Genomic DNA, 14,773 nt, shown 5'->3' with positions numbered 1-14,773 from the left:
GTCGATCAGGTTATGACAGGCGCTCAGGCGTCCGTCCGCAAACCAGCGGTAGCTGTCACCCTCACGATGCAGGATCTCTGTGGGAGAGACCTCCCACTCAAGCTCACCCGCCGCATCACGCCAGAAATCTTCAGGTGCAGATCGCCAGGAAGAAAGTAATTGTTCGTAATCAGACATGCGTTTTTCCACTCACCGCGCAATCCAGCCGCCATCAATCACCAGTTCCGCACCGGTGACAAAACCGGCTTCATTGGAGGCGAGATAAACGGCACCATTGGCGATATCTTCCGGCGTACCCATCCGGCCAAGCGGATGAAGCGCCGCCATCTGCCGGGAAATTTCCGCGGTATCACTGCTCATGATGTTATCCCTGGCCCAGAGTTCGAAAACTTCCTGGAGCATCTGGGTGTCGATACAGCCCGGATGGATGGAGTTGGCGCGGATGTTGTATCCGTTTTCGGCAAATTCGATGGCCAGCCCTTTGGTCATCTGCCGCACCGCCCCCTTGGAGGTGTTGTATGCCAGTTGGTTGTTAAACGCGATAATACCGGCGACCGATGACAGATTGACGATGGCCGCCCCCTGGGGAACACGTCGTCCGCTTTCCTTCATAAGTTCGAGCATGGTTTTACAGCCAAGAAAACAGCCTTCCACATTGATAGATTGCACCCAGCGCCAGTCCTCAAGAGATATCTGCTCTATCGGCTTGACCAGCTCCACACCGGCGTTATTGACCAGGATATCCAGACGGCCATGCCCGGAGTTGACGATATCGGCCATCTTTTCCCAATCAGAAGGCTCCACGACGTTGAGTTGATTCACCACGGCCTCTCCACCGGCACCGACAATCGCCTCTGTCGTCTTGACCGCCGTATCTTCATTCATATCCGTGACATAAACGAAGGCGCCCTGGGCGGCCATGGCACGGGCAATGGCCTGACCAATACCCTGTCCCGCTCCTGTAACAAGGGCAATTTTATCTTTCAGTCTATCCATTTTGATTATCCTGGGTTGTTTCATATATTTCCCGAACTGCCTGATGGTCCAGCACCGAGACTATTTCTCCCTCTTCGTCCAGAAAAAGCACAGGTCCGAAGTTGGTGAAATATAGTTCTGTATACTCGGGAAAACTGGTCAGTTCATGGATAGCATCAAGGGGTTCATATCCGTAATCGCCAGTCACCGCCTCCCCGGCCCGATAGACCATGCGTCCTTTGATCACCAGATATTCGCCCGCACCCAAATGCCGATGCAACGGAAAGCAGCTTCCCGCCTGACAACGGAAAATCACTGTCCAGGCCCCTGTCCTGTCACAGGTCCTGAGTAAGCGGAAATCAATCCCCTCAACCATGGGCACCCATGGCAGATCGCCAGTTTTCAACAGTATATCATCCACTACTTCTTTTGTCATTTTACTCTCCTGCAGACCGGTCGCCTGAACAGGCCTTCCTCAATTTTACCGGCCTTTGTGTCTTCAAAAAAATACCGGCTGCCCCTTGGGAACAGGCAGCCGGTTCCGGCATCAGTAAACGAACTTCACTTCAAGACCGTAGGTTCTTGGCGGTGCCAGGTTACCTGTAGCCGTTGAATCAATTATGTCTCCGTTAAATGTGCCGTTAGTGGCCACCGCCTCATCGGCAATATTGTCGATATAGGCAGATATCTTCCATTGACCGTCAGCTGTCGCATAAGTGGCCCGTGCCTTCAGCCAGTGATAGGCGTCCTGCTTGAGTGCATCCACATTAAAGGCGGAGAAATACACATCATCCTTCCAGGCCCAGTCACCGCGCAGGGTTATGCTGTCACCGTCCGCAAGCTCGACGCGATATTCCGCCCCCAGGATAACCTTGAGTTCGGGTGCCCGGGGCAAGCTATATCCGTCCAGGTTCTGAATGCCGGCAGAAGGGTTTTTCGGATCCGTCAGCAGGGCATCCTTGAACTGGGCGTCCAACCAGGCAAAGCCGAAATCAATCTGGAAAGCTTCACTGACCAGCCAGACCCCCTCAAGCTCTACCCCCATGATTTCCGCATTGGCCGCATTACGCACGATGGTGTTGTTATTTTCCACGTCCTGGATTTGCAGGTCCGTATAGTCATAATAAAACAGCGCAGCATTCATGCGGAGGCGTTGGTCGAACAGATCGGCCTTGATCCCTGCCTCATAGGCCCAGATCTCCTCGGGATCGAAGGGGGTATTCTGGTAACTGCCGATATTATAGCCGCCACTCTTGAACCCCTTGGAGACAGATCCATACAGGAACACTTCGTCATTGACGGCAAAGTTAAGCCCCACTTTGGGTGTGAAGCTGTTGAAGGTTTCATCCTCCAGGTCCGCCACATTATCCAGCAAGCCGGGGATGAAATTTTCAAACACTACCGCATTCCGGCCACCGCGTTTTTCCGTGCTGTAACGACCACCAAGAACCAGATCGAGCCGATCAGAGAGACTATAGGTGGCTTCACCAAAGACAGCAAAAGCTTCGGTTTCCGCCGTACCGTTCAGTTTCAGATTACAACATGCCGGATCGGACGTCAGACCGAACTGTTCATCGGCAAAGGGCAGAAAATATTCGTTGCGAACATCGTTGTCTTCGGTGAAATAATAAAGCCCGACAATCCAGGTCAGATCACCGTCAGAGGGAGAACTCAACTGCAGCTCCTGACTGAACTGTCGATGATCCTCTTCCCTGAGCTGATCCACCCCGAAGGCCGCAGAGGTATCCAGGTCATTGCGGTTCAGAGGGTGGGTTTCTTTATAGGCGGTAATAGACGCCAGGCTGTAGTCACCGAGACTGTAATCCACATGGGCAGTCAATCCCCAGATTTCCGGCTTGTTGACATGCTCCAGATCGGAGCCCAGAGTCCGGGAGCGTTCTTCCGGCAGGGTGCCGCCTTCAGCAGATACATAATCGCGGAAGAAAGGATTAGTCGCGGTACCGCGGTCCAGATAAAGCCAGACGGATTGGGTGTCATCTGCCTTGTAATAATCGCCGGTCAGTGTGACGGTCAGATCGTCACTTGGCCGGGCCTCGATGGTCAGACGGGTGACAAAATCATCCTTGGATTCCCCTTCGCCTTTAACCGGGCCAAGACCAAGGGGATCGGATACCGGACGGATAAAGGTGGTATAACCGGCGTGATTTTCCTTCTGGACCGCCAGTCGCGCCAACAGCTTGTCGCCGGCCAGCGGTCCACTCACGGCCCCGAAAGCCTTGTAATGATCATAGTTCCCGACGGTGAAAGATCCTTCGAGAGAAAATTCCTCGGTCGGTTTTTTCGGGATCAGGTTAATCGAGCCCGATGTGGCGTTCCGGCCATAGAGGGTCCCCTGCGGGCCGCGTACCACCTCGACCCGGTCAAGATCGAAAAACCCTGGCACAGCGGCAGAAGACCGGGACATATAGACCCCGTCCACATGCAGGGCCGTTGAACTGTCGGTCCCGCCGATAATGCCGGAATAGCCAATGCCGCGGATATAGACCTGGGCTTCACCCTGATAGAGGGAGACATCCATGCTCGGGTTGAATTGCCCGAGCCCCTCGACGTCCGTGATAGACCTATCTTCCAGCGCCTCGCCGCCCAGCGCCGAAATAGCCGAAGCGGTTGTCTGCAGATCCGTTGTCCTGCGCTGTGCAGTAATCAGAATCTCTTCCATGGTGAATGCGTCACTTCCTCCCGTATCAGTCTCCGAGGCATATCCGTGCGAGATCATCGAACAACTTCCCATCACGACACTGCCCAGCAGGGCTGATTTAAATTTTCTTATTGAATCCACTGTTACCTCCACTTGTTAATTATGTGGAGTTGATAGCAGGATGACCGGCAAGATACTTGGTGTGTAACGAAGGCGCTTTTGTGTGACAGTGCAGCCGGAGTCTCTATTCACTTGTTTTTGGAGGGAAGCAAAGAGCAAGGAGTTGGCTGAGGAGGAAGTTATCTTGGCCGAGAAGGAACTATTTGCATTATTTTCCCAGAAATTAGCCGTTTTCTTGCTTTTTCGGCAATTCCCATAGATACTTTCCAAAAATATAACAATTAAATCAGGGATGTTTCATATGACTGTAGTCGAGTATAATTCCCGGAGAGAACAGGACCTGCGTTTCTGGTCCACCCGGCCTGATATCAACAGGGATCATTTTGATGAATGGACGGAGATGCTTAGGGCATCCCATCTTCCCTGGACCATAGAGAAAAACAGCAAACCGGACTTTAATGCAAGCCTGAGCATCAGGTCTTTCTGTGGCTATAAGCTGGTCCAGTGCGCCTGCGACAAGCTTACCGGATTCCGCAGAGCAACTGAAATCGCCAATACCGATGAAGCCTATTTCAGCATCCTTTTGCTGCGCAAAGGCCGTGAACTCATCACCGCCGGACAGAATGACATTTACCTGCAGGAGAAAGACATCCTGCTGTGGGATAGCACCCAAAGCATGTCATTTGAAGTGCCCGAAAAAATTGAAAAGACAACATTGATTATACCGGAAACCGCCCTGGCCAGCATTTTTCCGCAGGCCCATGATTATGCCGGAACCGTAATATCGGGGTCCAGCGGCATCGGCGCGTTGCTTGGGCGTCACATCATGTCGCTTCATGAAGAAATGTGGAGCCTGGATGAAACTCACCTGACCTCGCTGATGCGGCCGACACTGCAGATTCTTGCCACAGCACTTACTGGTGAAACGGAAACTTTTCAGTCCACCAGTAAGCGAATGACCCTGGGGCGCATCAAAAATTATATTGTTAAAAACCTGAAGGACTTTGACCTTACCCCCTCCCGGATCGCAGCAGATATGGGGATCAGCACCCGATATCTTCATATCCTGTTCCGTGAGGAAGACACGACGGTTAGCGCCTGGATCAAGAAATGCCGTCTGCACAAATGCCGCGAAGACCTCGCCATGGCAAGGACGACAGGTTTATCAATCACGGAAATTGCCTATAAATGGGGATTTAACGACCTCAGCCACTTCAGTAAAAGCTTCAAGGAAGAATTCGGGCTTTCCCCGAGAGGCTTTCAAAAAATCTGACACGTTAAGGCTGAAAATTGTCTATTTTTTACTTGGTCTTTAGTAGCCTATTGGCTGCTATGAGACCGCCGTCTCCGCCAGTCCCAGAACGCCATACCCGAACCCGGCGGAAACCCCGCCATCCACATTGATCGCCTGACCGGAGATATAAGCCGATGCCCCGGAGGCCAGGAACTGGTAGAGCCCCAGCAGATCATCGGTTTCTCCGATCCTGCCCATGGGGCACAAGGTCTCTGTCAGTTTCACTTCCGGGTGATCATCCGGCAGCATGGCCGTGCGGATACTGCCGGGGCAAACCGCATTGACCCGGATGTTTCGGGGGGCTAGCTCCAGCGCCGCCGTCCGGGTCAGGCTCAGGACTGCCGCCTTGGTCGCAGCATAAAAACCATAAGTGGGCAGACCGATATTTGCCGCCAGCGAGGAAGTATTGATGATGGAGCCGCCGTCCGCCATATGGGCGGGACCGTATTTGAGACCGTGCACGACCCCCTTCAGGTTCACATCCACTGCCGGATCCAGTTCCGAGATGGCCTGTTCCACCAGGGTCTGGCCGACATTTTCCATGCCGGCATTATTGATCAGGATATGGATCTTGCCAACATCCTCCTCCACCACATCCAGCACATGGGCGAACAGGTCACCATTTGCCACATCAAGCTGAACCGCCGTAGCGCCGATCCCGGCAGCCAGATCCCCGGCGTCACGCCGTCCGGCAATAAATACCTTGGCCCCCTGTCTCACGAATCTTTCCGCCACAGCCAGGCCGATGCCGGAGGTACCGCCGGTGATGAATGCCGTTTTTCCTTCAACCGAAAACATGTTTCGTTCCTTTCAGCTTGAAAAGCTCAGTTCTTCAATTCTTCCAGAATATAGCGGGAAACCTCCAGACGCACTTCCGGCGACAGATAATTCTGCGGCGGCATTTCCGGATAGTCATGACGTTTGCGGGTCGGGGCGGCAATCCAGGCCGCCATTTTTTCCGGCTTACCGCGATAGAGCGCCCTGATCGCCACCATCGGCGGACCGACGATGCGACGGGAATAGGCATGACAGCCGGTGCAGACCGCGAGATAAGTGAGCCTGCCCTTCTGCTCCAGGGTCAACGGCGGATTGGCCACCGGTTCCGCAGTCTGCATGCTTGCCACCTGCAGGCTGGTCTCGCCCTTTTCACAGAGCTGCCAGCGTTCGGTGCCGACATGGTTGAGGCTTTCAGGATCGCTCATGCAGTTTTTGCGCCCCTTGCCGGTAGCCAGGATATCGGGACCGGTTTCGATGCCCGCCATTTTCAGAAGCCCGGCAACGGCTTCTTTCGGCGCCTTCCCGTTGTCCACGAACATATTGTTCAGCACACGGATTTTGTCCGGGCGCGGGTCCATTTCCGGATCAGGCACACCGCCGATGAAGCTATGGTCTGCCGCCATGACACCGACGCTATCGTTATTCTTGATCAGATTGCCTTCGATGACGATGTCATCGGTCGCGAAGATGAATACACCGGTTCCGGCCGGCACCCCGGCGGCAATGGCCCCTTCCGGCGCAAAGTTTTTGAGGTTGTTATTGACGATGAAATTGTTGCGCACAATCATCCCGGACGAGGTCTTGACCGGCAGCGAAGGCACCAGCGACAGCATCACCCCGGCAGAATTATTATGGACATAGTTATTCTCGATCAGGATATTATGGGAGTTCTCCCCCTCGATGCCCATGACGCTGCCAAAGGTCTCGTTATGGACGATATCCACATTGTCACACATGCCCACATAAATGGCCGCATCCTCGATCCCCCAAATGGTGTTATGGGACACCAGGCCGTTCTTGCCGAACTGCGGGAAAATACCGTAAACCCCTGCCCCTTCAACGATATTACCGATGATCTTGAAGTTATTTCCGCCCTGGGTCATGACGCCGTTACCCTTGTAGCGGCGCACATGCAGACGTTCGATGGTGACACCGTGACCGGACACCAGCACCCCGTCATTAAGCTTGTCTTCCCCGTCCAGAACCGGCCATTTCCGCTTTTCCACCACGCCTAACAGATGGATCTCATCCTTGTCGATAAACACAGTCTCCCGGTAGGTACCGGGATAAACCTGGATCACATCACCGGGTTTGGCCTTACGCACGGCGTCCTGGATAGAGCCACCGTCCCTGACGGTCAGTGTCTCGGCACCAGCCGATGCTGCATAAAGCAGCATTCCGAAAGCCAGAAGTATATTTACAACAGTTCTCATGGACGTTCTCCAGATTGATGGGTTCTCATCTCGGTAACCGGAAGTCCGGATGGCACGCGGACAGGAATTTCCGGCATCATGCTTTCATCAGTCAGTGTGGCAAGGAAGGCGACCAATGCATCAACTTCCTCCGCTGACAGGTTAAAATCCGTAATATGCCAGTGGATATTGAGCTGTTCCCCGGGCGGCACCGCATTGCCGCGGCCCTTGTTGTAAAACTCGATCACCTCTTTCAGGGTTCCAAAGCGGCCGGAATGCATATAAGGGGCCGTGAGGGCAATATTGCGCAGACCCGGCACCTTGAAGGCGCCTCTCATGGCCGGATTTCCTTCCGGGATTTCGGCACCTGGATCAAAATTCACTCCCTCAGGCTCCGGACTACCGATCACGGCAAGTTCGTCGCTGGTAAACAGTGGCGGCGTGTGGCACTGGGAGCAACGGGTGACAAAGGAGCGGAAAATATTGTGCCCGGCGATTTCCTTCTCATCCAGTGCCGACTGGTCACCATGGGCGTAACGGTCATACCGGCTGTTGAGGGAAACCAGCGAGGCTTCAAACGCCACAATCGCCCGGGTTACATCGACAAAACTGATCCCAGCGCTCGCCGTTTCAGGGTAGACCTCCACAAACAACCTGCGATAGGCGGCGTTGCCGTTGAGCCGTTCCTCGACCCCCTCCGGCGTTGCCGCCATTTCATCAGGCGACAGCAGCGGGCCTGCTGCCTGCTCTTCAAGGCTTGCAGCACGGCCATCCCAGAACAGCCTTTTCAAGAACGCGACGTTCCAGAGCGATGGAGCCCCGCGGGCGAGCACTTTCCCGTCCTTGCCGATGCTTCGGCCGAGCCCGTCTGCAAAGCCCTTGTCCGGCTGGTGGCAGCTTGCACAGGACTTGGCTTGATCTCCTGAGAGGACCGGATCAAAGAATAGATAACGGCCGAGATCGATCTCCTGCGGGGAAAAGCCATCCCTGACATCTGGCAACGGTGCGCGTAGGCCACCAAATCCCTTTGGCGCGGCATACTGCTGGTATAGCGATCGCAGCAGGCAACGGTTGTCGGCAGTATGTTCAAATCCGGGTGGGCAGGAGACAGTAAGGGTGAAGCCCTCTTCCGCTTCTGACAACAGGATATCCGTCATCAGGATGAGAAGGATCACCCCCAGACTTGTCCCGACCGGCCACCAGAATCTTGAGAGCATCAGTTTTCCTTGAGAGGATGATCCCCGCCGTGGCCACCGATCGCCATGCTCTGGCGGGTCATCAACTCCGGATGAGCCTTCAACAGCGCCTGACGTTTCTCCTCGAGCTTCTTCACCAGACCGGCCGCATGCAGACGACCAGCCAGCCCGCGCCCGAGCCTCAGTTCATCAGCCACAAGCTGGTACTCACCAGGACCGGGCTCAATAGCCATCATTGCCGTCAAGGTTTCCACAGCCTTCGCCTCCTCCATCTCCTGGTCATAGGATTCCGCCAGATAGCGCAGGGTCTGGATATTGTGCGGATTGCGCTCCAGGGCATCCTCCAGCAGGGAGATGGATTTCAGCACATCGCCACCAAGGATCGGCGGCAGTTCGAAATAGATCCGGCCCAGCACCGTCTGCGCCAGACCGCCCATGGTGTCTGGGGCTGCTGTTATCACCTCCTCCAGCAAGGCCATGGCCTGGCGGGTGCTTTCCACCGACTGTTCCACTTCGCCCCAAGGAGCCGCAATAACGACGACAAGCGCCTTTAGCAGCTTGAAATCCGGACTGCCCGGCGCTTTCGCCAGAGAATTATCAGCCACCACCAGCGCCCTGCCCGCAAGAGTGTTGATCCGGCCGATTAAATGGGTATCCGTTCCCATCAGGTCTTCGCGTTTAATTGATCCCATCAGGTCCATTGCCTGAGCGGTGATGCCGAGCGCCAGGCCCTGCACTTCAAGGTTTTCTGGCGCAGCTTCCGCCGCTGCCAGGGCCAGCGTGGCGGCACATTCCATGTTGGAAAGACTATGGGTCTCCACGGACAGACTTCCCGCTTTGGCGATCTTGTCTTCCAGTTTGTCCGGCACGGGACAGTCGGCGTAGGTCGGCAGGGCCGCCCCAATCAGGAAAGCCGGAAGAACCGCCGCCCTAGCGCAACGTGCCAATATAGGCCACAACATCCTGCATTGCAGTTTCATCGGGTAATACCTCCACCATGGATTTCATCTGTTGTCCCAGGTCCGTGTCCCCGGGCCCTCCCCGCGCACCGGAAAGGAATTTCTGCATTTGACTTTTCAGGTACCAGCCCGACAGAATGCGGAGGTTCGGCGCCTGAAGTTCAGCATTGCCTTCGCCCCCCACCCCGTGGCAGGCGGCGCAAATTTCATAATAGCCCCCGCCCAGTCCGGCATTACCCTGGACCACTTCGCTCTTGTTTTCGCTCACCGGCAGGGAGGCCACATAGGCTGCCAGTGGCGCAATATCCGCTTCCTCCAGTCCTTCGGCGATGCTGCGCATCATGGCGCCGTCCTCATCCCTGTCCGGATCGGCTCCGCGCACCCCGCTCCGGAAACTTTCCAGCTGACTGGAGATATACCAGTGATACTGTCCGGCGATGGCCGGCGCGTTCTGGCTCACATCCCCCTCCCCCTTTGCGCCGTGGCAGGCGGCGCAGGTTTCCTCAAACAAGGCGGCGGGATCGGCGGCAAAGGCAGTCCCCAGACACACCTTTGCCATCAGGAAGATCAGAACTCCGGTCCTCTTCACGACCAACACTCCTTAGTAACTGAGGCTGAGAGTCAGGCCATAGGTGCCGGGATCGGCATAGTTCATCTGATCGAAACCGAAGTCCGTCACGTCAAATACATCTATCAGATAACGCTTGCCGAATATATTCCTCGCCCAAAGGGTCAACTCCCAGGCCTCGTCCTCGGAACGGAAACCGACCCGGCCATTGACCAGCCAGTAGCCGTCCTGACTCAGCCGTTCGGCATTGCTGGTCTCCAGATAGATTTTGGACTGATAGGAGAAATCGGCCCCGATGAGCAGGCTACCCATGCCTTCAAGCGGCATTTCATAAGAGGCCGCCCCGTTGAATGAGGCTTCTGGTGCCGCCGGCAGACGGTTGCCGGAATAATCCTCACCGCCCTGTGTCATGAAGTCGCGATATTCGCTGTTAAGCAGACTGAGCCCCAACGACAGGTCGAAGCCCTCGAGCGGCCGGGCCTGCAGTTCAGCTTCCATCCCGTAAACACGCGCATCGGATGCGTTAGTCAGCACCTGAACCGGCACCCCGCCCCGGTTCACCAGTGTGAACACCTGCAGATTGCTGTAGTCATAATAGAAGGCCGCCATATTCAGGCGCATTCTTCTGTCGAAGAGGTCGGACTTGATCCCCACCTCATAAGCGATCAGTTCTTCATCATCGAAGGGTTCGACCTCCTCGATCTGGAAAGCAAGACCACCTGAAAATCCACCACTTTTCACCCCCTTGCTGACTTTTGCGTAAGTCAACACATCATCGTTGACCTGATAATCAACACCGATGCTGCCGGAAAGGTCGTCAAAACTTGTGGTGTTGATATAGGGGAAGCGCGGATCTGACGGTATCGCAAGATCAAGGCCATCCAACACGGATTCATCGAAGCTGGTGCTGTAATTGATCGAGCGCTCCTCATCCGTATAGCGCAGTCCCAGATGCAGTGTAATTTTGTCTGTCGCCCGGTAGTCGAACTGGCCAAAGATCGCAGCCGTGCGAACTTCCTGTTCGTAACCGTAACGGGCCAGAAAGACAAAATTCTCCGGCGACAGGCCAGTCGGATTGGCAGGTTCCATAAACAGAGGCCTGAGATCACGCAACAGGTCAAAATAGCTGTCGCTCTCGATATTGTCCTTGTAATAATACCCGCCGACCATCCAGTCGAGATCCTCTCCACCGCTGGACGCCAGGCGAATTTCCTGACTGAACTGCCAATAATCGGCCTGATAAAGACCTTCTGCCAGACTTGCTGGTCCGCTGTCTGTATCCTCAAGCGTTTCACGGGCCGTATCTACATAGGCGGAAATGGAAGTCAGCTCTACAGCGCCAAGGTCCCATTTGACCGTCCCACTGACCCCGAAAACATCAACCGGCTCTTTGCCATCAAGACTGTAATCCCCGGCGTACAGATCGCCGTCGGTATCGCTATAGCCGAAAATATCGGTACAGTTTGCCGAATTGAAATAGGCCGGTGCGCACAGGCCACTGGCATCGGCAAACTCGGCAGATACCGGTAACATGCCACGATGCTGGAAATGTTTGGCATCGGCCCGGCTTTGACCACCATTGATGTTGAGCAGGATTTCCAGATCTTCAGTCGGGGTGAATTCCACAATTGCCCTAGCGGCCCAGTTGTCGACATCATTGACCTTTTCACCCGTCAGCCGGTTCAGGGTTATACCGTCCCGCTGGTTGAAAACACCTGCGATGCGAATGCCGAGCCTGTCCTCCACCACCGGGCCACCGATACCGGCTTCCAGCCCGACTTCGTTAAACCGGCCATAGGTCAGGCTGGCCTGCCCTTCCCAGGCATCTCCCGGTCTGCGACTGTAGACATTGATCGCGCCGCCGGTCGTATTCCGCCCATATAGCGTCCCCTGGGGGCCACGCAGGACCTCAACCCGCTCCAGATCGAAGAACTGGAAAAGCTGTCCCGCCGGAGAGCCCAGATAAACCTCGTCCACATAAACCGCAACCGCGCCTGTGGAGTTGGCATTAAAATCGTTGAAACCAATCCCGCGGATAAAGATGGTCGGGTTAACAGATCCCGCCCCGGTCTTGATCTGCAGACCAGGCACCTGATGCGCCATATCCATGACCGTCTGGACACGTTGCTCGGCCAGGGTATCGCCTGTGAAAGCGGTAACGGCAATCGGCACGTCCTGCAGGCTTTCGCTGCGCCTGCTGGCCGTAACCGTGATTTCCTCGATGAGGAAAGCGCCGTCATCGGACAGGGACTGCTCCTGTCCCCAGACCGGCAAGGCGCCGGCCGAAACTGTTGAAAATAAAACACCGGTTAAGATTCTTTGCATGCGAGTCTTCATTTGCATCCTCCCGTGGACAGAAATACTCATCTTATATTCACCCTTTTCCCTATAAATGTGACAAATATCATATTTTATAGCAAGCGTGATTTTTCATCGGCCCCTATCATTTTCACAAATAATTTTCAAACGTTTGTTTTTGCTGGGTTTTCTGGGACAAATACAACTTACAGACTTCTCTGAAAAATAACTTTTTTATGATTTTTGTTATATTTATGCTTGGATCATCAGCCGAAATCTCCCGATTCCGGTTTCCCTGCCTGCCATAATGTTCTAAGAAGATAATGAAATGCTGACATATGAATCGAACGGGGAACAGAATGCCCAACAGTGGAGCTCAGGCCGGACTACATACACCCAAAAAGCCTGTTCAGAAACGCAGCCAGGAACGAGTGGCCCGAATACTGGCCGCCGCGGAAGAGCTGCTGAAAGATGAAGGTGCCCCCGGGGTAACCGCCCATGCGGTTGCTGACAAGGCGGAGGTGCCCCCAAGTTCGGTTTATCAATTTTTCCCCTCCCGTGAGGCCATTCTATTCGCCCTGGCGCAAAGTTTTATCGACCGGGTTCAACCCTATTACGACAAGGAAATGTCCAAAGCCACAATCCGCCAGTGGCAGGACATCATCGAAACCATGACCCGCGTGGGGCAAAAATTTTACCGCGATATCCCCTATGCGGCGCCGCTGATCATCGGTTCCTATCGGACGACCGATATCTACGCCACAGACAAAAGTTATAACGAGCAGCTGGCGGGCCAGGCCATAGAAACCTTTCGTCAGCATTTCGAGCTTCCGCCGATTGAAGATATTGAAACCAAATTTCTGATTATGATTGAAATTGCCGATGCCATCTGGGCCATCAGCGTCCGCGCTCACGGCCTGATCACCGATCAATATAACCTGGAAGCCCGGCGGGGCATGATCAGCTATCTTTCCAATTATCTGCCTCCAGCGCTTCCGCCCAAATCCAGCCCAGCGTCATAGCTGAGCCAGATGCCATTTATTAATCACGGTGGATGAACCCCCGGTTCAGACCCTGATTTTCTCAATCTTGTCACACAGCCTGGTCAGGAATTCCCCGGAGGGATCGCCGTCCACAACCCTGTGATCCGTGGTCAGGGACAGCCCCATCACCGGCCGGATCGCAAGTTCGTCATTCTCCAGAACCGCCGGTTTTCGCTGAACCTGGCCGATGCCAAGAATAGCAACCTGAGGCCTTGTTCAGGATCGGTGTAAAATAATGGATACGCCTGAGCCCCAGGTTGCTGACGGTGAAACTACCACCAGTCATTTCCGGCACAGTCAGCTTTCTGCGGTTTAGGAATGAATGGGAAAGGATATTGGTGCGGCCGAGAGGAACCGGAAAATCCTATTTCTCCAATAAGTTAGAAGAAGAAATGCGCAAATAGTGCGCATTTTCTGACCTACTTTTTACTGAAAACATCCACTCAGGCGGCAGTTTCCTTTTGTTTCAGCAGGTCAAGGGCGACATCGACAATCATGTCCTCCTGCCCGCCAACCATTTTGCGACGTCCCAGTTCCACAAGGATTTCCCGCACGTCCAGACCGTAATTTTCCGCCGCCGTTTCCGCGTGCCGCAAAAAGGAACTGTAAACCCCGGCATATCCAAGAGACAAGGTTTCCCGGTCTACCCGTACTGGACGATCCTGCAGTGGACGCACAAGATTTTCCGCAGCATCCATCAGCTTGAAGACATCACAGCCATGGTTCCAGCCCATACGCTCAGCGGCAGCGACAAAAACTTCCAGCGGCGCATTACCGGCGCCGGCCCCCATGCCTGCCAGCGAGGCATCCACACGAATTGCCCCGTTTTGTACCGCTACAATTGAGTTGGCGACACCCAGGCTGAGGTTATGATGGGCGTGGATTCCGCGCTCCGTTTCCGGTTTCAGAACCCTGTCAAAGGCCTTCAGGCGGGCCGCGACATCATCCATATTCTGGGCCCCGCCACTGTCCACCACATAAACCGTGGTTGCACCGTAGTCTTCCATCAGCTTGGCCTGTTCGGCCAGCACCTCCGGCTCGATCATATGACTCATCATCAGAAACCCGACCGTGTCCATGCCCATGTCCCGGGCGGCGCCGATATGCTGTTTCGAGACATCCGCCTCGGTACAGTGAGTGGCAACGCGCACAGAGCGCACACCGAGGTTAAAGGCCCGCTTGAGGTCTTCCCGGGTGCCAATTCCCGGCAGAAGAAGGGTTGTCAGCACGGCCCTGTCCAAAACATCCGCCACGGCCTCAATCCACTCCCAGTCCGTATGGGCGCCGAAACCATAGTTAAAGCTGGAGCCCGTCAGGCCGTCACCATGCGCCACTTCGATGGCATCGACACCGGCCTCTTCCAGGGCCCTGGCAATTTCACGCACATGGTCAACGCTATACATATGACGGATGGCGTGCATACCGTCCCGAAGGGTTACATCCTGGATATAGAGTTTTTTATCTGTCATGGT

The 14,773-nt window shown here is 54.8% G+C and carries 15 protein-coding genes; 2 read left to right on the top strand and 13 right to left on the bottom strand.

Annotation, left to right across the window (positions count from 1 at the left end; all coding sequences use genetic code 11):
- The 4 genes from ACN0YD_RS14615 to ACN0YD_RS14600 form a co-directional block, all read right to left on the bottom strand.
- Positions 1-177: acetyl-coenzyme A synthetase N-terminal domain-containing protein (locus ACN0YD_RS14615; RefSeq protein WP_417321060.1), on the bottom strand; the 177-nt coding region annotated here is incomplete at its 3' end.
- 12 nt (positions 178-189) lie between these two features.
- Positions 190-996, bottom strand: coding sequence for an SDR family NAD(P)-dependent oxidoreductase (locus ACN0YD_RS14610; protein WP_417321055.1), 807 nt, complete (start codon positions 994-996; stop codon positions 190-192).
- The gene (locus tag ACN0YD_RS14605; protein ID WP_417321054.1) at positions 989-1,411 is read right to left on the bottom strand and encodes a 2,4'-dihydroxyacetophenone dioxygenase family protein; all 423 of its coding nucleotides are present in this window, start codon (positions 1,409-1,411) and stop codon (positions 989-991) included. The genes ACN0YD_RS14610 and ACN0YD_RS14605 overlap by 8 nt, the downstream gene beginning before the upstream one ends.
- Positions 1,412-1,522: 111 nt before the next feature.
- The gene (locus tag ACN0YD_RS14600) at positions 1,523-3,712 is read right to left on the bottom strand and encodes a TonB-dependent receptor (RefSeq protein WP_417321053.1); all 2,190 of its coding nucleotides are present in this window, start codon (positions 3,710-3,712) and stop codon (positions 1,523-1,525) included.
- A gap of 343 nt (positions 3,713-4,055) precedes the next feature.
- On the opposite strand from ACN0YD_RS14600, the gene ACN0YD_RS14595 reads away from it, so the two are divergent.
- Positions 4,056-5,027, top strand: a complete 972-nt coding sequence (locus ACN0YD_RS14595) for a helix-turn-helix domain-containing protein (RefSeq protein WP_417321051.1) — start codon at positions 4,056-4,058, stop codon at positions 5,025-5,027.
- Between the two features lie 57 nt (positions 5,028-5,084).
- Here the strand turns inward: ACN0YD_RS14595 and ACN0YD_RS14590 are convergent, their stop codons facing one another.
- Genes ACN0YD_RS14590 through ACN0YD_RS14565 form a run of 6 tightly spaced genes read right to left on the bottom strand, consistent with a single transcriptional unit; the run spans position 5,085 to position 12,285 of the window.
- Positions 5,085-5,846 (bottom strand): SDR family NAD(P)-dependent oxidoreductase, encoded by a 762-nt coding sequence (locus ACN0YD_RS14590; RefSeq protein ID WP_417321049.1) that lies wholly within the window; start codon positions 5,844-5,846, stop codon positions 5,085-5,087.
- A 26-nt stretch (positions 5,847-5,872) separates the two neighbouring features.
- Positions 5,873-7,258 carry a parallel beta-helix domain-containing protein gene (locus ACN0YD_RS14585; protein ID WP_417321048.1) on the bottom strand — a complete coding sequence of 462 codons (1,386 nt, stop codon included), beginning with the start codon at positions 7,256-7,258 and terminating at the stop codon, positions 5,873-5,875.
- Positions 7,255-8,454, bottom strand: a complete 1,200-nt coding sequence (locus ACN0YD_RS14580) for a cytochrome-c peroxidase (RefSeq protein ID WP_417321046.1) — start codon at positions 8,452-8,454, stop codon at positions 7,255-7,257. The genes ACN0YD_RS14585 and ACN0YD_RS14580 overlap by 4 nt, the downstream gene beginning before the upstream one ends.
- A complete protein-coding gene (locus ACN0YD_RS14575; RefSeq protein WP_417321044.1) occupies positions 8,454-9,380 on the bottom strand; it encodes a tetratricopeptide repeat protein in 927 nt (308 codons plus the stop codon). The genes ACN0YD_RS14580 and ACN0YD_RS14575 overlap by 1 nt, the downstream gene beginning before the upstream one ends.
- Positions 9,364-9,981 (bottom strand): c-type cytochrome, encoded by a 618-nt coding sequence (locus ACN0YD_RS14570; protein ID WP_417321042.1) that lies wholly within the window; start codon positions 9,979-9,981, stop codon positions 9,364-9,366. The genes ACN0YD_RS14575 and ACN0YD_RS14570 overlap by 17 nt, the downstream gene beginning before the upstream one ends.
- Positions 9,982-9,993: 12 nt before the next feature.
- Entirely contained in the window at positions 9,994-12,285 is a 2,292-nt protein-coding gene (locus ACN0YD_RS14565; protein ID WP_417321040.1) for a TonB-dependent receptor, read from the bottom strand.
- Positions 12,286-12,617: 332 nt separating this feature from the next.
- Between ACN0YD_RS14565 and ACN0YD_RS14560 the strand changes: the two genes are divergently transcribed.
- A complete protein-coding gene (locus ACN0YD_RS14560) occupies positions 12,618-13,280 on the top strand; it encodes a TetR/AcrR family transcriptional regulator (RefSeq protein ID WP_417321038.1) in 663 nt (220 codons plus the stop codon).
- A 45-nt stretch (positions 13,281-13,325) separates the two neighbouring features.
- Here ACN0YD_RS14560 and ACN0YD_RS14555 read toward each other — a convergent pair whose 3' ends face one another.
- The 3 genes from ACN0YD_RS14555 to dmpG form a co-directional block, all read right to left on the bottom strand.
- Positions 13,326-13,460, bottom strand: coding sequence for a 2-oxo acid dehydrogenase subunit E2 (locus ACN0YD_RS14555; RefSeq protein ID WP_417321058.1), 135 nt, complete (start codon positions 13,458-13,460; stop codon positions 13,326-13,328).
- Complete coding sequence (locus ACN0YD_RS14550) at positions 13,450-13,587, bottom strand: 2-oxo acid dehydrogenase subunit E2 (RefSeq protein WP_417321036.1); 138 nt, start codon at positions 13,585-13,587, stop codon at positions 13,450-13,452. The genes ACN0YD_RS14555 and ACN0YD_RS14550 overlap by 11 nt, the downstream gene beginning before the upstream one ends.
- Positions 13,588-13,744: 157 nt before the next feature.
- Positions 13,745-14,770: a 4-hydroxy-2-oxovalerate aldolase gene (dmpG, locus tag ACN0YD_RS14545; protein WP_417321034.1), complete on the bottom strand. Its 1,026-nt coding sequence runs from the start codon at positions 14,768-14,770 to the stop codon at positions 13,745-13,747.
- Positions 14,771-14,773: the final 3 nt, after the last annotated feature.

This window comes from Emcibacter sp. (genome assembly GCF_048269205.1).
GTDB lineage: Bacteria > Pseudomonadota > Alphaproteobacteria > Sphingomonadales > Emcibacteraceae > Emcibacter.
The sequence above is the reverse complement of the archived record's forward strand: the minus strand, read 5'-3'. Positions and strand labels throughout refer to the sequence as shown.